Here is a 24189-nt window from a genome sequence, read left to right on the forward strand (position 1 = left end):
CTTCGGAGAAATTTTATCCCAAACCGCAACTCCGGCAGCGGTGGGCAAGATCGGATTGTGGCACAATCCTACATCTTGCTCATTGCCAGACGCAATGCCAAGCTTACCCTCAGTGGAAGGTCGAGTTGATGAGGTAAGAAATTAATACTCTGGGCAAAAGCCTCAGTTTTCCAGATTCCAGACCCAGTCGTCTGCAGCCATAATCCAGTCACGGATAGCGGTACCTGATTCATTAAACCAGTCCATTCCCTGATAATAGAAATAGAATACTTCCGCTTCGGAAGCAGGAACTTGGAGGGAGTTAAAGTAAGCCTGTACCTGCTCGAGTGTAGGCGGAACATTTCTGGAAAAGTTGAGATTCTGAGCGTCGAGATTCATAACGATATTCGTTTTTGATGAAGCTCAAAAGTGTGGCAGCGAGAGATAAAAAGATCACACTGAAATCAGAATGGGGAGGGAATATTTAACGCTATAAAAAACACTAACTATAGGGTTAGAAAGAATGTATAATGCTGTTTTCTAACTTGAAAAACAAGAATAAACTGTTTATCCTTTTAAGAACTAAGACTATCCAACAAAACTCTTATATCGCTTGATTCTGGTCTTGGTGCATTTGGATGAATCAATTTGCCCTCTGTATCAAACAAAAGATAACGCGGAATCAAATTTACATTTAGTTCTTTAAGGTATTCTGACTCGTCAATATTCATAACTATAAAAGACTTATCAGGAATTGCTATATCATATTTCCGGACCACCTCTTGCCAAAACTTGTTGTTCTTGTCCACTGAAAGATAAATAACTTGAATTCCTTTATCCTGATAATCAGATTGAAGTTTCTTTGCCGCAGGAAATGATCGGATACATGGGATGCACCAAGCTGCCCAAAGATCCACATATAGATACTTTCCTCTTTCTTCTGCCAGAAGCTCGTCAATTGTCAACCTTTTTTGTCCCAGCCCAAGTAGCTCCATATCTGGATCTTGGTTAAGCAACTTCGCGATTGGTGCACGCAATGTCCTTTCCCACTCATTTGGCAACTTGGAAGAATTTATTGTCAATAGTTGATCAATCTCTGCAAATGAAAGCTCATGAACTTGCATTTTTATGAGGTTATACAACATAAGCTGCGAAAAATAGCTGTTCGCGGCCTCACCAATAATTTCTTCTGCTCTATTGGGATGCTGATTGATCAATTGCTCTAAAAGAAATTCAGCATATTCAACTATATAAATGTGATACTTTTCAAAAGTACTATCGCTTAAAAAGTCCTGGGTGGCATTAAGTGCATCAAAATACCCTTTTTCAATATCAAAAAAACCAATTTTATAGCTTTCAAACCGATTTCTTTCTTCCAATAGCTTTGAGTAAGGTTTAGAAAGTAACCCATCATTGACCAAAGAATCCAACCAGTACTTCTCTCTGTCCAGTTCAGCCATTGCTGACACCTTAGTTATTTGGAGTTCACTTTCCATATTCACCGGAATCAAGGAATTGAAAGAAGAATTCCATAGAAAGTAAAAATCCTCCAAGCTTGTATCCTCCCGTTTAATTAAATCTCGGTTCCGACTGGCTTCCCAGTTGATATCATATTTTTTAGTGGTTCGGTTAACAACCTGCATCCAAGGTTTTCTTTCTCTAATCTTCAACAAGACGGTATCCCCCTTTTGAAAAATATAATTGTAAACGGGTTGATCCTTTTCTATATATACCAGCTCGGACCAATCATTATTAACTGCTACCGTAAAATGGGTGAACGAAGTATCTGAAGGAAATTCAATTTTATCGGGAAGTGAATTTTCTCCCAAAAAATTGATGGATGCTTTTTTTGAACTTAGATAATCGTAAACTACAGAATCTTCCAAAACCAATACAAGCTGTGCTTGGTCTTCTTGTTTAGGCTTACAGCCAAAGAAACTAATCACCAAAATCCCAAGACAGATAATCCTACTTAGAGCATTCTTTGATTCCGAATTATTTTTTCCCATTGCTTTTAAATTGCTCTTGTAAGTTTCTATACCGCTCCAAGCTTCGGATTACAGCAGAATCAAGGGGATGTTTTTTTATAAATTCACTATTGATCCAAAAATCTTGATTGTATTCATCTACTTTAAAGCCTATATTTTCATCTGCTTTTATTGCATCTTTAAACCGAATTTTTTTAAACTTACCAGTATTGACCTCATCAAACCAATAGGTGTGGATATCCATGGAGTGTCCTCCGACATCCCGGCTGATAAGACGCATTTTCTTGTATACAATTTTCTCCGGATAATATTTTTCTTTGACTTTTCGGTATTTCACGAAAAATTCAACATAATCAGTACGATCAGCATTCAAAAATACTTTTTGTTGAAGTTCCAGCACGGCAAAGTCCCTGCTGTTTACTTTCATATACGAAGTTCCTATTGGCGGGTCAGTGCTCCCAAAAGCTATATGATAAACTGTATCACTTTCCACTACCTCAACCCCTACAATTTCATGGTAAACCGGCATTTCAGGAATTCCTATTAAGGTCATTCGCAAACCCCTTTCAGTAAAAAGGGCATCCTCATAAAATGCTCCACGGGCAGGATTTTGCCTGTATAAATCAACAAGATCATTGGAGATTGGCTTTACACCTGTTTCGTGAACTACTCTTGCTTTCACCTTCTCAATATAATCCAAATATACAGAATCCGCTTTCGCCAATTCATCCCCTTTCCTAATAGAGTTTATATGGATTTTTGAATTAGAAATATCTTTGGAGTACCCCACATCCTGTATCGTCACAGCAGCTTCAATAAGGCCTGTAAATTCACTATAGTCAGTTGAAATTTTGCGATATAAACCTGATAATTGATGCCGTTGACTAGGATAATTATTCTTTATGTTTTTTAAAATATCACTTATCAGATTTTCCAGCGCTAGTCCTTCGGGCATTACCACTACCTCGTCCAATGAGATCATTAATTTATTCAGTTCAATAACCGAAACAGAAGTATTTAATGAAAGTAAGGGTACTTCTTTACTTTTGTATCCCAAAAATGAGACTACTAGTGTATCACTTATTAAATATTCCGGGAATCTTATAAAAAACTTACCTTCTTCACTAGAGATCCAGTTGAACTCAGGATAGTTCTTAATAAATATGTGAGAGTTAACAAGTGGCTCTCTACTCTCTTTGTCAATAATAACACCTGAAAAATCACCTTTTCCAATTGACTGGCCATAAAGGCTGAAAGAGCAAATACAAAATAACAATGAAATCAATAAAAAAAATCTTGAATTAAGAGGGAGATTAGTATTATGTCTAACCCTACCCTCTCTTTTATAATTATCTACCAATTTTATAACCAATCACTATTTGTACAACTTGAAATGTTATAGCCTGCATCTTCCGCAGCCTCATAATACTCTTGCCCATTATATCCCATCCCCCCAGTACCAGGTCTAGTGGCACAATCACCTGTAGCCCAACCAGAATTGAATCCTGCCTGGGATCCGTAATGGTCATTACAACTTCTTGTTACATAAAGACTTATACAATATGAGGAAGGTCCACTTCCTGAACCTCCGTAAATATTAGTCAACTCATTTCTGTCCAGAACTTCTTCTGAAGTAAGTTCCAATTTTCCCAACTTTAACTTTTTCATTTTTTCTTGATTTATTTATAGGATTATACTTTTTTTCTTGCCAAAGCAACACTTAAGCATTATAATTACTCACCACAACCACATGAATTTCTACAAATCACCATGAAATCCCTATACCTTATTTACTAATCTTCAGTAAATTTCTACTAACATATCTACCCTTAAGGAAGCCTCAATCAAAAGTAACTATTGAGATTCCAAAGCACCTTCATTTGTTCCTCCAATTTTTAACATGCATTTCCAATTCTTCCTTGGACATAGCTGTAGCTCTGTGAATTTCAACAATCTTTCTACTATCTTGATTGGGACTATGAAAAGTGCTGTTCACTCCCCTTTCGTGTGTAAGGTGATAAAGCACTCCTTCAATATGCTGATGTCTGTGACCCAATATCTTCCAACGGTTTACACGGTCACCATCTTCCCGACCCCATCCATAGAATTTTTCATTTTCCATTCCAGCTTCTATATAGGTTTGCCTATGGGCCAAGAAAGCTCCTCCAACCGGATTTGGATTATACAAAGCTTTCATCTTACCCTGATGCATTTCCAGAACACCTATGTCCCTTGACAGGATAAAGAGCTCCCGCAATATTTCAGAAGTATCCAGAAATTTATCCTTATACGGAGTAACAAAATCAGCTTCCTTTTTTCTCAGCAAATCAACCGATTTAATGATTTGTTCAACGGGAATGATGATATCCGTATCCCACACAATGATGTAATCGGTATCAACTGATTTAACCAATTGATTGATGTATCGGGTCCTATGAAAGATAGTATCCATATCTTCGATAAAGACATAGTTCACCTTTTTGGGCAGCAACCTATTCAGCAACCCGGTATTTCCTTTCGAAGCCTCCAATACGCTTATTTGGGTTTCAAAATTAGAAAGTATATACTCAATGGTGACCAAGGTATTCTCCAACCGGTTGACAGAATCAATCCGTAGAGGAATCAGGAAAGTAAAATCATGTAAGTTTATCTTTGCCATAGTATCACACGTTTATGCTATCAGATTTTCTTTCTACTTCCAAATCCGACACATGGGCCAGACTATCCAATAAAGTCCAGCCAATTCCTGACAATCCGGAAACCAACCCTATGTTTTTCTTAAAAGGGCTGTAAAAATCAACCTCTCCCCAGCATACTGACTCATTGATTTTATCGAAAATCAGCTTATCTGACGGAAGAAAGGAGTTATCTCCAGTGATTTCACTCAGTTTTTCCCCTATTAACCTCAAGCCACTAACACCATCAAACATGTGGATATTCAAATTTTTACACTCCGAGCTGAAAATCTTTCCCATATCGATGGATCCCTTTAAAAACAACCCATGCTTTCTTAAATCGGGATGATCAACTTCCTTCAACACCGATTCGATTCCCAGCAGCAGATACAACCTATTGCTATGAAGGCTGGGAAAAAGTGAAAGCAAGATTGGAAGCAAGTAGTCCAAAATCCGTTCTGCCTTTTTCGGGTTGACCTGCAGCCTATTTGACCTTCCCAGCACGATGAGGACAAGCGGGAGATCCCAAAATATGTTAAACAATTGCGGTTCCCTGTCCTGTATTTTTTCCTCCTCTATCAATTGTCCGAGTTGGTTAAGCAGGCCAGCACCGAGCCTTCTAAAAACATAGATATTTGACTGATGGCTTGATTTCAAGGAACTCTCCAGGCGGTCAAGACAATAAAACAGGTATCCGATGATCCCATTCCTAAAATTCGTGGGTAGGTTGGTTTTCTGATCTTCCAAAAACTTAAAAATCCTATCGTCCAGCTCGCTCAAGGTATCGTCAAGATCCGCTTCCACAAAATCCGAATTAACCAGATAACTGATACCATAAGCTATACCGGCCAGACCATTTTCGAAATCTGTAGGAAGTTTGGCTTCACTTAGCTTTTCAAAAATCTCACCCACCAGAATGTCCGCTATCTCCAGAAAATCCTGATTTTCAGTCTTCCTTGCCAAGTGATAGAAGTAAATACTCAAACCCAGCTTTCCATGCAGCAACCCCAATCCATTTTTCTCTTTGGCATTTTCCAATAGAAGACCGTTAATTTCTTGAAGTTTTTTTAATGCTTTTTCCATATTACTTATGTATTTTTTTAATACTCAGTCACCGATTTCAACTTAAAAAACAGCCTTTCAGCTACACTCAAGTCTTCTGTAATGATCTCCGCCGTACCTAGTAGTTCTTGCTTTAGCTGTATATCCTTTCCGTAGGAGGTTTCCATACCGACTGGAAGAGAACAATAAACCAGATAATTCCCTTCTTCATCAGGAGAAACCGAAATACTCCCTACTTCTCCTCTGAGGGTTCCAAATTGCTGAAAAGGAAAATTATCCAGCTTGATCAATACCCGCTGTCCCATTGAGATTTTGCCTGTATTTTGCGAAGAGACAATCATTTTACCCAGAAGCTCTGTCCGTTCATTAGGTAGTATGGAAAAGACATGCTCTCCGGACTGGACAAATTGATGCTCTCCCCATACTCCCTGGAAGCTAACCTCTCCATCGATAGAGGAAACCAGCACATAATTATTCTCCCACTCCTTTACTGTCCGTTTCAAACCATGATAGGACTGGATAAGATTAATTAAGGCTCTGGACTCATCCTGTTCTTTGGACACTTGTGTACTTTTAAGCGTTTGCCCTGCATTAACCAAAGCTTCTTGAAGTTGGGAAATTGTAATAGCCATTGCATTGACCTGCTCCTGTATTTGAAGATACTCCATTTCCCTGCTCTCAAAGTCTTTGGCAGCAATTACCCCATCTTCATAGAGGATTTTGTTTCGTTTGAAATCCGTCTCTACCAAGTTAACCTTCCTCTCCAAAATTTCCTTTTGAGCCAATTGGATAGTGAGTCGTTCATGGATTTCCCGGATGGATTGCTTGTTCCCTTCGAGCTGAACCTGGGATGGCTGAAGCGTTTCAAGCAATCTGAATTCCATATAGCTTCGCTCAAACTCTACAAATGCTAGTTCTATTTCTCCTAAGACCACCTCCGATAGAGAATCTATAGGAAAGAAAAATCCATTGTCTTTCCCAAAGGGAATGTCATTCAGCATCTTTTTCAACAACAATACGCTTTGCACATCAGAAGTGCTTTTTATACTAGCCAATGGCTGACCGGCCTGTACTTTTTCGCCATTGCCTACCCAAAGCTTATCAATCTGTCCTGAAGTTCTCGCTATAATTTTTTCAGTTGATTCCACCGTGGTTACCATCACCCGGGACATAATAAAGTCCGGATATTTGATGAAAAAGGACAAAAAAACAACCCCACAAGTAATTACAAATACCAGTGTAATCCCCCACCGGATCAGCCAGGCAGGAGGAGTAGTGATAATCTCCTGAACCTCCTCGGATCTGAGCTGTAGATTGTCAATGCTTGGGGGACTTTCTGGCATACCTAGTTTTCTCTTATTTTTTCCAGTTCCAATTGATTTTTCACCAGATTATAATACACTCCTGCTTGTAAAACCAATTCTTCATGGGTTCCAGTTTCCTTAATTTCACCTTCATCCATCACGATGATCTGGTCTGCATTTTTTACCGTACTGAGACGGTGAGCGATAATGAAAACCGTCTTCCCTTTCAAAAACCTATTTAAATTTTCCATTACAATCCGTTCATTTTTTGCATCCAAAGCAGAGGTTGCTTCGTCAAAAAACAGGATCTCCGGATTTTTATACACCGCACGGGCAATAAACAAACGTTGCTTTTGCCCAGTACTGATCCCTACTCCCTCATTCCCAATTTTAGTATTGAATCTAAGGGGAAGGGATTGGATAAAGTCATAGATATTAGCAGTCTGGGAAGCCATGACCAGTCGATCAAGGTCAATTATTTCTTCTCCCACTGCTATGTTTGAGGCAATGGTATCATTGAATACATAGCCTTCCTGCATTACGACGCCACAATGGTCTCTCCAGCTCCGGGGTGAGATGGAATTAAAGCCATGTCTGCCATATCGGATTTCACCCTTAGTCGGTTCGTAAAATTTAAGGAGGAGTTTCATTAAAGTGGTTTTCCCGCATCCACTGGCCCCCACCACTGCTGTGATTTTTTGCGATGGAATACACAGGCTGATTTCTTGTAGAACATTTTCATCAGCTCCCAAATACCGGAAACTGAGCTTATCAACACTTAAATCCTCTCCGGGTATAATCTCATAGACTAGTTGCCTATCTTGGCTTTCCTCATCTTCCTTGTCGTGGATCTCGTTGAGTCGTTCCAGGCTGATCTTTGCATCCTGATAGGTGCGCACAAAGCTCACGATGCCCATAATCGGGCCATTCAACTGGCCGATGATATACTGGAGAGACAGCATCATGCCTAAAGTAAGCTGGCCCTCTATCACCAAAAGTGCAGAGGCAAAGGTCACAAAAATGTTTTTCAGCTCATTGATCACCGAAGATCCCACCCCTTGGGTCTGCTCCAAAACGAGTGTCTTGATGGAAACATTGAAAAGACTGGCTTGTACAAACTCCCACTTCCAGCGTTTTTGGGTTTCGGCATTGTGAAGCTTGATCTCCTGCATTCCATTGATCAGCTCGATCACCGTACTTTGCTCTTGACTGAGCTGGGCAAACCGCATGTAATCCAGCTCTTTTCTCCTTTTTAGGAAATAAAGTATCCAAAGGATATAGACTACACTTCCTCCCATAAATATTAAGAAGATCATAGGGCTATAATAAATCAATACCGCACCGAATACAAAAAGGTTAAAAAAAGAGAAGAAGGTGTTCAACGCCGAACCGGTAAGCAAGTTCTCTATCCTCCTATGGTCTCCGATCCGCTGCATGATATCCCCTGTCATCCGCGTATCAAAGAAGGAGATTGGTAGGTTCATCAGCTTGATAAAAAAATCGGATACCAGGGAAATATTGATTCGGGTACTGAGGTGGAGCAGAATCCAACTCCTAAAAACTTCAACACTAGTCCGTCCAAAAAACAACATCACCTGTGCTATCAATACCAGGTAGATAAATCCTATATCCTGGTTTTGAATCCCAACATCAACGATACTCTGGGTCAAAAATGGAAATATTAATTGAAGCAAACTACCTACCAGTAAACCAATAGCCAGTTGTATGATGAGACTTTTATATTTGAACAGATACTGGAAAAGGAAACCCAGTGAGCGTTTTTCCTTACCTTCCCACTTCAGTTTTTTGAATTGAGGGGTTGGTTCAAGTAGCAACGTAATTCCTTCCTTACTATCGTCTGAAGCATTGTTACCAATCCAGCGCGAGATAAACTCTTCTTTTGAAAGATGTATCAATCCATACGCCGGATCAGAAAGATAGACCTTTCCCCTATTTATCAGATAAACTACCACAAAGTGGTTCTTGTCCCAGTGTACTATCAAAGGTAGCTGAGCCTGTTCCAGTTTTTTAAAATCCAATTTCGCACCGATGGTCTTAAGCCCAATTGCTTCAGCCGCATCACTAAGTTTTAGCAGATTACTTCCAGACCGGGTAGTTTCAGAAAGACTCCTGATCTCTTGCAGGGATATAAGCTTGCCATAGTGCTTGGCAATAATCCTAAGGCAAGTTGGTCCACAATCTTTGGAATCAGGTTGTTTATAAAATGGAAAGGTTGTTTTCAAGAATTTATTGGGAATAATGGATTCACCTTAATTAGCCAAGATAATTTTATTTATATGAATTAACTCCTTGGCAACATTAAACTACAAAATTATTATACTTTAATTCATACAAGAAATACTTCAATACCATCTTGAAATGTATAAACAAAACTTTCAGATGAAAAAATGAAAATTTCATATAGTGGGAAGTATATAAAATGAATATTGATTTCTACTAATATTTAATAGTTCCAAAGTATCAAAAGAACGCACACAAATTCAAATTAATTAATTTGATATATATGAAAAAGAATAAAATCCTCTTCAATATCTGGATTCTCAATTCTGAATAAAACCTTATTTCCCGGAAGCACAGCAGTGAGCTTTCCAAATTTAGGCAAAGAAATATCACGAGAAATTTGATTTCCTTCATGAAAGAATATTAATTTATGATATTCTCCATCCATATAATGCTTGTAAGATTTTGACTCTTCAAGCTTTGCTCTAAAAATATGTTCAGGGATTTCAGTAAGATATTCAAGGACTACATAATCTTCTGTTTTCAACAACCTCAAATTAGTGGAATATATCCCCTTCCTATTTACAGACTCTAAATCACTACTGGTAATTTTAGCGTCATCCAAAAGATCAAATGAACCATGATTAACTTGAATAGTTGATTTAATTTTAAAATTATCAACATCAATAACTGAAATTTCATTATCGAAAGACGATGTAAATAATATGTTTTTATTAAAATTATCATATGAAAAAATTGGGTAATATGACTGACCCAGTGAGTTGTCCAATTTATTGAAAATTGATCTATCAGATACTTTAAGAATCTCAAAACTATTTTTTGTGGCTACATTATAAATTTCTAGCAAATTACTTTTTGAAAAATCATTAATTGAAATCGACCAACTAAATCCCGTTGGGTGAGTCACAAAATATGCATCACTATTTTTTTTAAAATATAAAATATTAGTCGGACTATAAATCGTAAACGGATTAGTTGATCCATACTTAACTCTATCTTTAAATTCAAGGTTTAAATCATAAGTCAATAATTCATTAGGAGTTTGGATTAAGATCTGACCAGAGTCTGAAAATCCCATCGAACTAATTTCTGAAGTGAATTGGCTAGGCCCCTCTCCTTTAAGATTTTTTTCGGACACAATATTTCCTTCACTATCAATTATAATTACAATTAATTCACTCGAATTTTTATATCCCAAATATTTCTTGGAATTTGAATCAAAATCAATAATTTTCACGGGATCTAATGAATTAACTTTAAGTTCTCCAATCTTCTTTAAAGTAATTTGAGAAATACATATATTAGTTGTTAAAAAGATCAACCCTATAAAAACAATAAGATTTAAATTAAATTTTAATAATAGTTTATTATTCATATTTCGTTTTATATTAAGATTAATTTTATCTAATAGAAATAGAGCTATTTAATTACATTAAAATATTTTTATTTTACAAGTAGATATTGGCTAATAAAATTCGTGCAATTCAAATGATATTGATTATCAAACTTTTACAAAATATACCGATAATCAAAATAGAATTTTCAGGTTTAAGAATAACTCACCAAACTTGTATATTATTTGAATTAAATGATAAATATTGAAGATATTCAAAAGAAAGTAAGGTGCTAAAAACTTAGCACCTTAATATTATTATGTATTACATGGACCTGCAACGCATCTTGATTTATCTAAATCCCCCTCTTCTGACCCACAATAAAATTTGGCAGTACCTCGAGAGCAATCGTTAACCGGTATTGAATGGGTCCATGTCCATTGATCACATTGCAAACAATATGGTGATTCATCTGATCCACAACCTGATCCACCATAAATACTACCCAATTGACTTCTGTCTAGTACTTCATCAGAAAGCAATCTTAATTTTCCTAAGCTTAACTTTTTCATAGTTTCATTTATTTAAATGTTAAAAACTGGATTTCATTTCCCAGACCAGTCAGAGCACCTGGGAATATGCCCATTCATCGCGATTGAATCTCTTAAAACTACCAATATTGAAATACTGGATTTTTTTTTAATCAAGTAAGTACTTTAAATCCTCCACACTATACTCCTTCGGCAGCTCATATCCATTAATAAACAAAGTGGGAGTGTAGGAAATCTGTTCATTGTTACACCAATCCTCCATAAGCTTTACCTTTTTGTCCTGAAGCTTAAGCTCTCCATTCATTGGATAGTTAGCCGCAAATCTCTCATATTCCTGTTTCTCAGCTCCGTACCAGTCGTCCAATGCATGACGGGTAAAGTTTGAATTCCCTTTACTTTCTATAGCCAGTAAATGGCGGATCGTTTTTTCTTTTTGCTCATCCCCGTTCCCTGATGTAAAAATGATCTGAAGATCTATATTCCCTCTATCAAAAAGGCTTTCCAATTTCGGATGAATATGAGCACATGGGCCGCAATAAGGATTGCATACTTTGATGATTTGGTGTTTAGCTGTCTTTCCATTTAGTAATATCCCTATTCCCAGAGGAACGTTTTTAATCTTTTTGGACCGTAAAAGGAACAATTCAAATAACTCCTTATTGCTTTTGAGCTTGGCAAGTTCTCTTTTGGACTTGTAGATTTCATCCTGCTGCCCAAGTATCGGCTTGATCATAATACCTCCCAAGATCATTCCTGTAAAAAGAAAAAGAAATAGAAAAACTAAACTAACATCAATCCCTCCAGACCAAAATGATCCCCCAAATACAATCATACTCTCCATTATTAATACTCCTAATATTATCAGACAGAATCTGCACCATTTCTTGATCACCATTGCCTGATAATATAATGAGTAAATCACTACAGGAATAGTTACTACACTTAGCCAGGCAAGGAGTGAAATGGCCGAGAAAGCAAAGCCTGTAAACAAAACAGCCCCAGCAAAATAATATGCAAAAGCAAGAAGACTTGGGTTGAGTCTTCCATCAAACCATTGGAAAGCTTTTGAATCCAGTACCGAATTGCAATCTGCACTTTTCCCTCCCGAGCAGAACTTTTGAAGGTTAGGATTTTCCTTGTCCTGCTGGTACCATAGTAGGACAGCCGAAATGGACAATCCTAATAGTTTAAGAACAAAATAGAATAGGTGTAATCCTGAAATCCCACTTTCAATTACCCTAAGTCCAAGCCAAAACAAAAGGCCAACTCCACAAATTATTGCTATACCTTGGATGATACTCTGATCCCGAATCTTTTGGTTGATTTCTGGTTCTGCCGCATCTTCCCCAGCCTCTACCAATAGACTAACCCCTGTCCAACTCTTTAAGAAATCCAGCCGGGATACGTCCCTTTGCTTTCCCTCTTCATCAAATAAGGAAACTAAATTTTCAGAAACAGCCGTGATCACATTAAAATAGCTGCCATTTGTGAGTGATACCTGCACTATTCCCGGCAGAGGAAAGTCATCCAACCGATCCGAGCCCAGCTTGACTGCCATAGATTCCACTCCATACTCATCTAAGGTGTCTGATATGCCAAGTAAGCTGGGATATTGGGGATGGGTGAAAATTTTTTCTTTAAGGTATTTGCCAGTATAAGGCACCTTAAGTGTTTCCAGTAATCTCTTGCAAATGACAAAACAGTTATCCATTGACTAGCAATAAAAATTTCAACTAAAATTTTGATGTTTAAAATGATTTAATAAATTTGAGAATTAAGTTTTTAAAAGACTATACCGTATTTACTAATTTTCAGTAACTTTTTACTAACCCAATTAACCTTTTAAGGCATGAAAATAGGCCATCAATTGAAAAAAGCCAGAGAATCTAAAAGACTAAGCCAACATGAGGTAGGCGAGCTTCTGGGCATTTCACAAAAAACACTTTCGAATATAGAAAGCAACAATAAAGACTGTCTGGGCATTTAAATTTGCACAAAAAAAAGTGATGACTTTATTCATTAAGGATATATGCAAAATGGTATTGACACTTCCTATAGACTTCTGATTTCCCATTGTTAATTGGGAAAAAGTAAAGTAAATGTGACTCTGATAAATGGTATGGATTCTTCTTCTGTAGAAAGCTTACATACTAAAGTAAATTTTGAGAAAAACCAATAACTTTTGACCTCAAAAATCAGAAGCAAGAGAATTGTTTTCTCTCAAAGATGTTGAAATGGAAAGATGACCAAATTATGAAGGTGAATAGTACAGATCTCAGTTGGAGAACTTTTAATTGAACATTTAAAGGATCTTAGCAGGATAGTATTTCTAGATTTATACCAAATAGGATTTATGTTTTCCACTAAAATACGGATAAACCCTAAAACATAAAGGGATGAAGCTTGGATTCATTTAAATGTGCAATAGCTCATATCACTTCTCCTGAATCATAAGAATTAATTAATCCAATTTAAAATCACTTCCAATTATTAACTTCTTCCTGCAATTCCTCCTTTGACATAGCAAGAGATCTGTTTAGTTCAATCATTTTTCGACTGTCTTGATTTGGACTATGGAAAGCACTATTCACTCCCCGTTCATGTGTAAGGTGATACAATACTCCTTCTATATGTTGATGTCTGTGACCCAATATCTTCCAACGGTTCACCCGATCTCCATCTTCCCGTCCCCATCCATAGAATTTTTCATTTTCCATTCCAGCAGCTATATAGGTTTCCCTATGAGCCAGGAAAGCTCCACCTACGGGATTTGGATTATACAATGCCTTCATCTTACCCTGATGCATTTCCAGAACGCCCATGTCCCGGGACTGGATAAAGAGCTCCCGCAGAACCTCAGAAGTGTCCAAAAATTTATCCTTAAAAGGTGTGATAAAATCAACTTCCCTTTTTCTCAATAGCTCGATGGACTTATTAAGCTGGTCAACGGGAATGAGGACATCCGTATCCCACACAATGATATATTCAGTATCAACAGACCTGACCAACTGATTGATGTATCTGGTCCGATGAAAGATCGTATCCATATCTTCGACGAATAAATAGTTTACCCTCTGAGGCAATAACTTATTCAGCAATCCGCTATTTCTTCCCGAAGCCTCTAATATGCTTACCTGAGTTTCAAAATTAGAGAGTATATAATCAATGGTAACCAATGTATTCTCCAAACGGTTGACCGTGTCAATCCGTAGAGGAACCAAAAATGTAAAATCCCTTAAGTTCATTCTATCCATAGTCTCAAACTTTTAAGCTATTAGATTTTTTTTCGAATTCCAGGCTCTCCAGTAAAGTCCAACCAATTCCTGACAATCCAGAAACCAGCCCAATGTTTTTCTTAAATGGGCTGTAAAAATCAGCTTCTCCCCAGCATACTGACTCATTGAATTTCTCGAAAATCAGCTTATCTGAAGGAAGAAAAGAATTATCTCCGGTAATCTCACCAATTTTTTTCCCTAATAGCCTCAAACCGCTAACCCCATTAATAACTTGTATATTAAGATTTTTAGACTCAGAGTTGAAGATTACTTCCATATCAATGGAGTTTTTCAAAAACTCAGCATGCTTCTTTAAAGCTGCATTATCGATCTCCTCTAACACTGATTCGATACCCAGCAACAGAAACAATCTATTGCTTTGAAGACACGGAAAAAGAGAAAGTAAGTTTGGAAGCAGGAAATCAAGAATCCGATCCACCTTATAGGAATTCACCTCTAATCTTTTCGCCTTTGCCAACACGATCAGTACAAGGGGCAGATCCCAAAAGATGTTGAATAGTTGCGGCTCTCTGTCTTGTAACTTTTCTTCCTCAATCAATTGTCCCAGTTGATTAAGGAGTCCAGCAGAAAGTTTTTGAAAAATATAGGTATTTGACTGATGGCCTGATTTCAATGAACTTTCCAATCGGTCAAAACAATATACAAGGTAGCCGATGATCCCATTCTGTAAATTTGCCGGTAGATTGGTTTTTTGATCTTCCAAATACTTATAAATCCTATCATCCAGCTCGCCCAAAGTATCATCAAGATCCGCTTCCACAAAATCTAAATTGACCAAATAACTGATACCCCATGCAATACCGGCCAGGCCATTTTCAAAATCTGTAGGAAGTTTGGCTTCACTTAACTTTTCAAAAATCTCTCCTAACAGACTGTCCGCTATCTTCAGAAACTCTTGGTCTTCGCTCTTCCTTGCCAAGTGATAGAAGTAAATACTCAAACCCAACTTTCCATTCAGCAGCCCCACCCCATGTTCCTCTTTGACATTTCCCAATAGATACCTGTTGATTTTCTGAAGTCTTTCCAATGCCTGTTCCATAGCTCTTATATTAAACGCTCCATAAATTAATTAATACTCGTTTATCGATTTTAGCTTGAAAAAAAGCCTTTCAGCCACACTCAAGTCTTCTGTAATGATCTCCGCTGTACCCAATAGTTCTTGCTTTAGCTGAATCTCCTTTCCATATGAAGTTTTTGTTCCATAAGGAAGAGTACTATAGACCAAATAATTCCCTTCCTCATCAGGAGAAACCGATATACTTCCTACTTCCCCTCTAAGGGTTCCGAATTGCTGAAAAGGAAAATTATCCAACTTGATCAATATCCGCTGTCCCATTATGATTTTACCCGTATTTTGCGAAGAGACAATCATTTTACCCAAGAGTTCTGACCTTTGATCAGGTAGTATAGAAAAGACATGCTCACCTGCTTGGACAAATTGATGCTCACCCCATACTCCCTGGAAGCTAACCTCACCATCGGTAGAGGAAACCAACACATAATTACGCTCCCATTCTCTTACAGCGCGTTTCAAACCATGAAAGGACTGGATCAGATTAATTAGTGCCCTGGATTCATCCTGCTCTTTGGTCACTTGTGTACTTTTAAGCGTTTGTCCCGCATTCACCAAAGCTTCTTGAAGTTGGGAAATCGAAATAATCATTCCATTGACCTGTTCCTGCACTTGGAGATATTCCATTTCCCGGCTCTCAAAGTCTTTGGCTGCAATTACGCCGCCTTCATAGAGTATCTTGTTTCGTTTAAAATCTGTCTCTACCAGACTAACCTTTCTTTCCAGGATCTCCTTTTGGGCCAATTGGCTATTCAGCCGTTCATGGATTTCCTGAATAGATTGTCGGTTCCCTTCCAACTGAACTAGGGATGGCTGAAGCGTTTCAAGCAACTTGAATTCCATGTAGGATCTTTCAAACTCCACAAATGCAAGTTCTATTTCTCCCAAGACCACATCTGAAAGAGAATCTATAGGAAAGAAAAACCCATTGTCTTTCCCAAAGGGAATCTCATCCAGCAACTTTTTCAGCATCAGTACACTGTTCAACTCAGAAGTACTTTTTATACTGGCCAATGGCTGACCTGCCTGCACTTTTTCGCCGTTGTTCACCCAAAGCCTATCTATCTGTCCGGAAGTTCTAGCTATCATCTTTTCCGTTGGTTCTACCGTGGTAACCATCACCCTGGACATAATAAAATCCGGATATTTGATAAAAAAGGACAAAAAAATCACCCCACAGGTAATAATAAATACCAGTGTGATCCCCCACCGGATCAGCCAGGCAGGAGGAGTTGTAATAATCTCCTGAACCTCCTCGGATCTGAGCTGTAGATTATCAATAGGGTGGGGATTTTCAGGCATGCCTAGTTTTTTTTAATTTTTTCCAACTCCAATTGATTTTTCACCAAATCGTAATACACTCCTTTCTGGAAAACCAACTGTTCATGGGTTCCGGTCTCCATAATCTTACCCTCATCCATTACAATGATCTGATCCGCATTTCTTACCGTACTGAGCCGGTGAGCGATGATGAATACCGTTTTCTCTTTCATAAAACGGTTCAGGTTTTCCATAACGATCCGTTCATTTTTGGCATCTAAGGCAGAGGTTGCTTCGTCAAAAAAGAGAATCTCCGGATTTTTATAAACTGCACGGGCGATAAATAAACGTTGCTTTTGCCCGGTACTGATTCCAACACCCTCATTTCCGATTTTAGTATTGAATCTTAGGGGAAGGGATTGTATAAAGTCATAAATATTGGCAGTCTGTGAAGCAATCACCAGTCGATCAAAATCAACCACTTCTTCCCCAACTGCAATATTTGCAGCGATGGTATCATTGAACACATATCCATCCTGCATTACAACTCCGCAATGGTCTCTCCAACTACGGGGTGATATGAATTTAAAGTCATGTCTTCCATAATGTATTTCTCCTTTTTCTGGCTCGTAAAATTTTAGCAGGAGTTTCATTAGGGTGGTTTTCCCGCATCCACTAGCTCCTACTATTGCAGTAATTTTTTTCGAAGGAACAGTCAGATTAAGTTTTTTAAGAACATTTTCCTCAGCTCCCATATATCGGAAGCTGAGATTGTTCACCTTTATATTCTCTCCGGGTGCAATATTATAGACCAGCTGCCCGTCTCTCCTTTCCTCGTCTTCCTTATCATGGATCTCGTTTAGCCTCTCCAAACTGATCTTGGCATCCTGATAGGTACGGGCAAAAGTGACTATCCCCATAATTGGACCATTCAGTTGTCCGATGATATACTGGAGAGAAAGCATCATCCCCAGTGTAAGCTGCCCTTCTATCACCAGGATCGCTGAGGCAAAGGTGACAAATATGTTTTTCAGCTCATTGATTACCGAAGATCCTACTCCCTGGGTCTGTTCCAGTGCGAGTGTTTTAATTGATACTTGGAAAAGACTGGCCTGTACAAACTCCCATTTCCAACGTTTTTGGGTTTCAGCATTGTGTAACTTGATCTCCTGCATGCCATTGATCAGCTCTATGACTGTACTTTGCTCCTGGCTGAGCTGCGCAAACCGCATGTAATCAAGCTCTTTTCTTCGCTTTAGAAAGTAGAGAATCCATAGGATATAAACCACACTTCCTCCCATAAATATGAGGAAGATCATGGGGCTATAATAAATCAATACTGCACCGAAAACAAAAAGGTTAAAAAAAGAAAAAAAAGTGTTCAATGCCGTACCGGTTAACAGGTTTTCTATCCTTCTATGATCTCCGATCCGCTGCATGATATCACCTGTCATCCGGGTATCGAAAAATGAAATAGGCAAGTTCATCAGCTTGATAAAAAAATCTGAAACAAGTGAAATATTTACACGGGTACTGAGGTGGAGCAAAATCCAACTTCGGAACACCTCTACACTCGTTCGTCCAAAAAACAACATTACCTGAGCAATCAAGATTAGATAAATAAACCCAATATCCTGGTTTTGAATCCCGATATCAACGATACTTTGGGTTAGGAAAGGAAAAATCAGCTGGAGTAAACTGCCCACCAGCAAACCAATGCCAAGCTGGGTGATCAGACTTTTATACTTGAAAAGGTATTGAAAGAGAAACCCAAGCGACCTCTTATCCGAATGTTTCCACTTTAATTTTTTAAACTTAGGAGTTGGCTCAAGAAGCAAGGTAATTCCTTCCTTACTTTCTTCATTAGCATTATTCCCAATCCATACCCTGGATCTGAAAGATAGACCTTACCAGTTTTGATCTTATAAACTACCACAAAGTGATTCTTGTCCCAGTGCACAATCAGGGGCATTTGAGTCTGCTCCAATCTCTTAAAATCCAACTTAGCCCCAATGGTTTTAAACCCAATGGCCTCTGCCGCATCGCTCAGCTTGAGCAAATTGCTGCCTGACCGCGTAGTCTCTGAAAGGTTGCGGATTTCCTTCAGAGAGATCAGCCTGCCATAGTGCTTCGAAATGATCCGTAGACAGGTAGGCCCACAGTCTTTAGAGTCGGGTTGCTTATAGAAGGGGAAATTGTGTTGCAAAAATTATTTTTTAATTTTTAAGAAACCTAATTTGTCTTACTAGTAACATTATTTAAACTTATTCTGACAAATCCCATTTCATCGTCCAAATTAAGGAGTAACCAAAGCTTCCCATCTTTAGTGAAATAATCATTATCAAAGTCTGAAAATTCTTCTATTTCAAGCTCAGAAAGGAGCTTAAATTCAGAGTCGAAAACAGTTAGAAAAACCTTAATTTCTTGAGTTTCAATATGAGTAGCATTCGATAATTCTTTATTTTCCTCCGAAAAAATTGTTTTCGTCGACAAACGAAAATACTGCTTACTTTCAATATCCCACACTGGACGATAATACCTAACTTGTTCTTTGAAATGTTTAATTTCTTTCTTTATTTGTTCCATTGAACCGACACTAATATTTGGGGGATTTACACTTTTGGGAGTCAGTGTAGGCTTATAATCTACAAATTTCAAGGCTTTAGCTTTATAATCATAATATATGATCTCATTTGAAAATTCATAACTTATAATAATCTTATTATTTTGATGAGTAAGTTCTACACTAGGATCAATAATAGTACCGGACTGATCACTCCTAATGCTTAAATCGCCATATGATTTTTTTGAATTGAGGTCTAATCTGTCTACTTTATTTTCTTTTATAGACAAAACATCAAGATTAACTTCAACATTTTTATAATCGTATGAAAGACCAAAAACAAGTAAATCTTCTGATTCTACAATAACTTGTATCCTAGGATAATCTCCATATTTTTCCCCAATAGAATCTATTGAATTTCTCCAATCTACTTTTTTAATTAAGATTCCATTATCATCAAAAATTGCTGATTTCTCATATGATTTGATAAAGATACGATCATCTTTCAATACATTGAATCCAGTGAAAATTTCGCCAGTTCCATTTGGGCCTTCTTTTTCAAATGCTATCCTTTTTATAAATTCTAACTTTTCAAGATCTATTTGATCCAATGAATGGTTAAAAGAATTATAAGAAAAAATTGATTTTTTTTCAAAATCTAAATCAGAAAATGAAGCAAATCCCCACAGATCCAAAATTTCATTCTTAGAATTGATTCTCACAGTATCTAACGAATAAGACACTGATGGATTTTCGACTTCAATTTCTCTTGCCGTACACGCAGATAATAGTAAAATTAAAATAATAAAATATTTCATTAGGGTTTCTTATGAAGGAATTAAATGAAGCCACAATTACTGTGGCTTCATGAATTTTTATCCAATAGGATTAGGCTTACAATATCCATTTGTGATACTATCACAAGATGTTCCTCCGCAGCATACTGCAGTTGGGTAATCTGAACCACATTTCATATCAATACAATCTGGTACAGATCCAGAACCTCCATAAATGTTGACCATTTGACTTCTTTGAAGCACTTCCACTGAAGCAAGCTTCAATTTTCCTAAACTTAACTTTTTCATTTTTGTATTTGTTTTTTTGTGTTTCTTCGGACATTAAAGTCAGCCAAAGGATCTGACTATTCATCGCGATTGAATTTTTTTTATAGAAGAGATTTGAATAATGTTTAGTCTAATAAATATTTCAAATCTTCCACCTTATACTCCTTCGGTAATTCATAGCCGTCTATAAATAGTGTTGGGGTATAGGCAATATTTTCTCTTTCACACCAATCTTCCATCAGTTTTACCTTTTCTTCCTGAAGATTCAATTCTCCGTTTATCGGGTATTGAGTAGCAAATTGTACATAGTCCTTTTTCTTGGCCCCATGCCAAAAATCCAAAGCTTCGCGGATATATCCAGAATTACCTTTCCCGTCCACAGCTAAGAGATGTCTTATCGTTTTTTCTTTTTGTTCATCGCCTCTCCCCGGGGTGAAAAGAATCTGAAGGTCAATATTTCCTCTGTCAAACAGACTTTCCAAGATAGGATGTACCTCCGAGCAAGGCCCACAATAAGGGTTACAGACTTTGATGACTTGGTATTTCAATTTTTCCCCTTTTAGCAAAATCCCTAGGCCTTCTGGCTTATTCTGGATTTTCCTGGATCTGGATAGTACCGCTTCAAACAGCTCCTTATTGCTTTTAAGTTTGGCCAGCTCTCTTTTGGCTTTAAAGATTTCATCTTTAAAGCCAAGCAACGGTTTGATCAGAATTCCTCCCAAAATCACTCCAGTGAACAGAAACACAAATAAACTTACCGCAGAAATAGATATGCCACCTCCCCAAAATTCTCCTCCCAATATAGTCAAGGCTTCCAATATCAATACCCCTTGAATCAACAAACAGAACCTGCACCACTTCTTAATAACCATAGACTGATAATAAAAGGAGTATAGAACCACCGGAATGGTCGCCAAACTTATCCAGGCAAGGAATGTCATGGAGGATAAATCTGAGCTTACCAGCAGTCCTATTCCTGCAAAGAAGTAAGCGAATGCCATCAGACTGGGATTGATCCGCCCATCCACTAGCTGAAAAGTCTTTGAATCCAGAACAGAATTGCAATCCACACTTTTCCCTCCCGAGCAGAATTTCTGAAGGGCAGGGTTTTCTTTGTCGTGTTGATACCAGAGCAAGATGCTTGATATTGACAGTCCCAGTAACTTGAGCATAAAATAGGATAGAAACAATCCTGAAGCTTCATGCTCAACTAGGCCAAGCCCCAGCCAACCCAAAAAACTGACCACCCCAATCATTGCCACACCTTTAATGATCTGTTGATCCCGGATCTTTTGATTGATTTCCGGTTCGGCTGCATCTTCCCTTGCTTCTACCAGTAAACTCACACCTGTCCAACTCTTCAAAAAATCCAACCGGGATACGCCCTTTTGCTTTCCTTTTTCATCAAATAGGGAAACTGAATTTTCAGAAACAGCAGTGATCGCACTAAAGAAACTGCCATTAACCATCGATATCTGCACTATACCTGGCAGAGGGAAGTCATCCAATCGATCTGGACCAAGCTTGACTGCTATAGATTCCACCCCATATTCCTCTAGGGTATCCGATATAGACAGTAAGCTCGGATACTGGGGATGGGTGAGGATTTTTTCTTTCAGGAATTTGCCAGTATAAGGCACCTTAAGCGTTTCCAGTAATCTCTTGCAAATGACCAAACAGTTATCCATTGACTAGCAATAAAAATTTCAACTAAAATTTTGATGTTTAAAATGATTCAATAAATTTGAGAATTAAGTTTTTAAAAGACTATACCGTATTTACTAATTTTCAGTAACTTTTTACTAACCCAATTAACCTTTTAAGGCATGAAAATAGGCCATCAATTGAAAAAAGCCAGAGAATCTAAAAGACTAAGCCAACATGAGGTAGGCGAGCTTCTGGGCATTTCACAAAAAACACTTTCTAACATAGAAAGTAACAAATCCCAGCCAACTGTTGCACATCTTGCTTTGATGGGAGAAATTTATGAGATGGATATACTGAAATTATTATCCGAAAACGGAATCCATCTATCCCCCCCCCCCCCGCAATTTCTCTGAACCTGAGGAAGAATTACGTGAATTGAAGAATGCGCTGGAGAGAATTATGGGGAAATAGATTCTGAGGATCTTGAAAAGTAGTATACAGCTCAGGAATTTATTTATATAATTCCAAATTTAATCACTTACAGGTAATTGAAAAGCCTCCCCAAAAGCTCCAAATCATCCTCAAAATGGTTCGACTTCTGTATCGCCAGCTCCACCAGGCGAGACATAAAATAAGCCCAGAACACCAATCTTAATTAGATGACAAAAATAAAACCGAATAAGAAGGGTGGAAAAATATATAACTAAATATAACAGTTTAGAGAAGTCCAATAAATCAAATTGATCCCGTCTTTTTTTGACATTATTTCTCACAAATCGTAAATAAAATCATTAACTTACTAAAAATTAATCAATTAGATCACTTAAAAATAATTATGCCTTATTCGGTGACCTAAAGAAAAATAGAAAACATAAACAACTATATATCAGTAACTTACAAGCTTAGGTTCGAATCCTGCCACCCCGACATTAAAGCCTTTGAATAATTTCAAAGGCTTTTTTTGTGCCCTATAAGTTCAGAATTAATACATTAAATAGAGGTTGTAGATTCTCCTGGTAGCCATCGGGACATTTAGGCCGTTTCAGTCACCCCCGCCTGCAGTTCGGGCAAGGGGCTTCTGGCTGAATGAGCAGAGGGATTGTGGTTACTGGCAACATTTCAGATAATCAGATTTACTTTTACAGTTTCATGTGGATTGTACATCTCCAGGCAATTTTCCACCTTCTTACTTTCCGCCTTTGTACTTTCTACAACCTTCTCAATATCTTATTTCCCACATCCAAGCTCCCCTGCTTTCGATGGAAGATTGGATAAACTCTCGGACTATGTCCTGATATTTAGTGCCCGACACTTCTCTCCCTTTTAGTTTTTTTGGCAGGGTGATGATTTCTTCCGGTTCTCCAAAAGTGATTTTCTCGGCTTCCACGATTAGCATCCCGTCGTTGATATCATAAGCCAAAATCAAACCTGGAAGCCCGAATTGTTCCTCTGGACCCATAGGAACGGGAATATCTGAGGCAAACCAAGCAGTGATCTTTTGGCCTTTAATACTGTCTTCGGACACAGCTTTCATACACATGTGTCCCAGAATATCCCGTATTTCGTTCATTACCCTCCATTTTGGAGTATTTAGGCTGTCGCGAACGATATAAGTTTTGCCCATTTGATCCATGTATTTCAGATAGGTCTGGTCTTCAAAATTATTTTCAATGAAATAGTCTTCCACTTGCCAAGAGTAGCTACGCACTTCATAGGGTTCACCGAAAGTGTAGAGACTTTTTTCTGGCCAAAACTGAAGTTTCATTCGGGTGCTGTAGCCTTCAGGATTACTCCAAGTGAGTAGAATTCTGTCCTTTTCCTGTTGGGTAATGTGGGGCAGGTTGGAATAGATTTTATCATAGAAAATGCGGTATCGGTATTCTACCTCGCCCACTACATTTTGGGCTTTTAGTCCTGTGGAAATTAATATTAGGATAAGGGTCTTTAGGTATTTTAATTTCATTGTTTTGATGATTTAAGAATTGGCTGAATCAGAATATGCGGAATGGATTTGCAAAATATACCAACAGTGAAACCTGTCTTTTTAACTACATACACCTTGGTGAATAGGGAGGAATCAACGGCTTTTTTTATTGGTAAACTAGGTGGTTTGTATTTCTTGAAATGTATGT

The 24189-nt window shown here is 37.8% G+C and carries 21 protein-coding genes; 2 read left to right on the forward strand and 19 right to left on the reverse strand.

Annotation, left to right across the window (positions count from 1 at the left end):
- Window positions 1–162: 162 nt before the first annotated feature.
- The 10 genes from ESV85_RS16725 to ESV85_RS16775 form a co-directional block, all read right to left on the reverse strand.
- On the reverse strand, window positions 163–378 hold the full coding sequence (locus tag ESV85_RS16725) for a hypothetical protein (protein ID WP_146919608.1): 216 nt from the start codon (window positions 376–378) through the stop codon (window positions 163–165).
- 176 nt (window positions 379–554) lie between these two features.
- Window positions 555–1988, reverse strand: a complete 1434-nt coding sequence (locus ESV85_RS16730) for a TlpA family protein disulfide reductase (RefSeq protein WP_146919609.1) — start codon at window positions 1986–1988, stop codon at window positions 555–557.
- Entirely contained in the window at window positions 1975–3327 is a 1353-nt protein-coding gene (locus ESV85_RS16735) for a carboxypeptidase-like regulatory domain-containing protein (RefSeq protein ID WP_191322038.1), read from the reverse strand. Before ESV85_RS16735 ends, ESV85_RS16730 begins: the two co-directional genes overlap by 14 nt.
- Window positions 3328–3329: 2 nt before the next feature.
- Entirely contained in the window at window positions 3330–3635 is a 306-nt protein-coding gene (locus ESV85_RS16740) for a hypothetical protein (protein ID WP_146919613.1), read from the reverse strand.
- Window positions 3636–3843: 208 nt separating this feature from the next.
- The gene (locus ESV85_RS16745; RefSeq protein WP_146919614.1) at window positions 3844–4626 is read right to left on the reverse strand and encodes a galactosyltransferase-related protein; all 783 of its coding nucleotides are present in this window, start codon (window positions 4624–4626) and stop codon (window positions 3844–3846) included.
- Between the two features lie 4 nt (window positions 4627–4630).
- Window positions 4631–5725 carry a lanthionine synthetase LanC family protein gene (locus ESV85_RS16750; RefSeq protein ID WP_146919616.1) on the reverse strand — a complete coding sequence of 365 codons (1095 nt, stop codon included), beginning with the start codon at window positions 5723–5725 and terminating at the stop codon, window positions 4631–4633.
- Between the two features lie 17 nt (window positions 5726–5742).
- The gene (locus ESV85_RS16755; RefSeq protein ID WP_146919618.1) at window positions 5743–7047 is read right to left on the reverse strand and encodes an HlyD family secretion protein; all 1305 of its coding nucleotides are present in this window, start codon (window positions 7045–7047) and stop codon (window positions 5743–5745) included.
- Window positions 7048–7049: 2 nt separating this feature from the next.
- Window positions 7050–9251: a peptidase domain-containing ABC transporter gene (locus tag ESV85_RS16760; RefSeq protein WP_146919620.1), complete on the reverse strand. Its 2202-nt coding sequence runs from the start codon at window positions 9249–9251 to the stop codon at window positions 7050–7052.
- A gap of 263 nt (window positions 9252–9514) precedes the next feature.
- Window positions 9515–10645 (reverse strand): hypothetical protein, encoded by a 1131-nt coding sequence (locus ESV85_RS16765; RefSeq protein ID WP_146919622.1) that lies wholly within the window; start codon window positions 10643–10645, stop codon window positions 9515–9517.
- Between the two features lie 658 nt (window positions 10646–11303).
- Window positions 11304–12866 carry a vitamin K epoxide reductase family protein gene (locus tag ESV85_RS16775; protein ID WP_146919625.1) on the reverse strand — a complete coding sequence of 521 codons (1563 nt, stop codon included), beginning with the start codon at window positions 12864–12866 and terminating at the stop codon, window positions 11304–11306.
- 138 nt (window positions 12867–13004) lie between these two features.
- Between ESV85_RS16775 and ESV85_RS22780 the strand changes: the two genes are divergently transcribed.
- Window positions 13005–13142: a helix-turn-helix domain-containing protein gene (locus tag ESV85_RS22780; protein ID WP_146919627.1), complete on the forward strand. Its 138-nt coding sequence runs from the start codon at window positions 13005–13007 to the stop codon at window positions 13140–13142.
- A 490-nt stretch (window positions 13143–13632) separates the two neighbouring features.
- On the opposite strand, the gene ESV85_RS16785 is transcribed toward ESV85_RS22780, so the two are convergent.
- From ESV85_RS16785 to ESV85_RS16815, 8 genes are all read right to left on the reverse strand, one after another.
- Window positions 13633–14409, reverse strand: a complete 777-nt coding sequence (locus ESV85_RS16785; protein ID WP_146919629.1) for a galactosyltransferase-related protein — start codon at window positions 14407–14409, stop codon at window positions 13633–13635.
- Between the two features lie 4 nt (window positions 14410–14413).
- Window positions 14414–15490, reverse strand: coding sequence for a lanthionine synthetase LanC family protein (locus ESV85_RS16790; protein ID WP_146919631.1), 1077 nt, complete (start codon window positions 15488–15490; stop codon window positions 14414–14416).
- A gap of 30 nt (window positions 15491–15520) precedes the next feature.
- Entirely contained in the window at window positions 15521–16825 is a 1305-nt protein-coding gene (locus ESV85_RS16795) for an HlyD family secretion protein (protein ID WP_146919633.1), read from the reverse strand.
- A gap of 2 nt (window positions 16826–16827) precedes the next feature.
- On the reverse strand, window positions 16828–18621 hold the full coding sequence (locus tag ESV85_RS16800) for a peptidase domain-containing ABC transporter (protein ID WP_317130800.1): 1794 nt from the start codon (window positions 18619–18621) through the stop codon (window positions 16828–16830).
- On the reverse strand, window positions 18585–18989 hold the full coding sequence (locus tag ESV85_RS22720; protein ID WP_317130801.1) for a cysteine peptidase family C39 domain-containing protein: 405 nt from the start codon (window positions 18987–18989) through the stop codon (window positions 18585–18587). The genes ESV85_RS16800 and ESV85_RS22720 overlap by 37 nt, the downstream gene beginning before the upstream one ends.
- Window positions 18990–19015: 26 nt before the next feature.
- Window positions 19016–20164: a DUF4221 family protein gene (locus ESV85_RS16805; RefSeq protein ID WP_146919635.1), complete on the reverse strand. Its 1149-nt coding sequence runs from the start codon at window positions 20162–20164 to the stop codon at window positions 19016–19018.
- 57 nt (window positions 20165–20221) lie between these two features.
- Window positions 20222–20431 carry a hypothetical protein gene (locus ESV85_RS16810; RefSeq protein ID WP_146919637.1) on the reverse strand — a complete coding sequence of 70 codons (210 nt, stop codon included), beginning with the start codon at window positions 20429–20431 and terminating at the stop codon, window positions 20222–20224.
- Window positions 20432–20535: 104 nt separating this feature from the next.
- Window positions 20536–22098, reverse strand: coding sequence for a vitamin K epoxide reductase family protein (locus ESV85_RS16815; RefSeq protein WP_146919638.1), 1563 nt, complete (start codon window positions 22096–22098; stop codon window positions 20536–20538).
- 138 nt (window positions 22099–22236) lie between these two features.
- On the opposite strand from ESV85_RS16815, the gene ESV85_RS16820 reads away from it, so the two are divergent.
- A complete protein-coding gene (locus tag ESV85_RS16820) occupies window positions 22237–22470 on the forward strand; it encodes a helix-turn-helix domain-containing protein (RefSeq protein WP_146919640.1) in 234 nt (77 codons plus the stop codon).
- A gap of 806 nt (window positions 22471–23276) precedes the next feature.
- Here the strand turns inward: ESV85_RS16820 and ESV85_RS16825 are convergent.
- Window positions 23277–24020 (reverse strand): GLPGLI family protein, encoded by a 744-nt coding sequence (locus tag ESV85_RS16825; protein WP_146919642.1) that lies wholly within the window; start codon window positions 24018–24020, stop codon window positions 23277–23279.
- Between the last annotated feature and the right edge of the window lie 169 nt (window positions 24021–24189).

The organism is Algoriphagus aquimarinus (assembly GCF_007997215.1).
In the GTDB taxonomy this organism is placed as follows: Bacteria; Bacteroidota; Bacteroidia; order Cytophagales; family Cyclobacteriaceae; genus Algoriphagus; species Algoriphagus aquimarinus_A.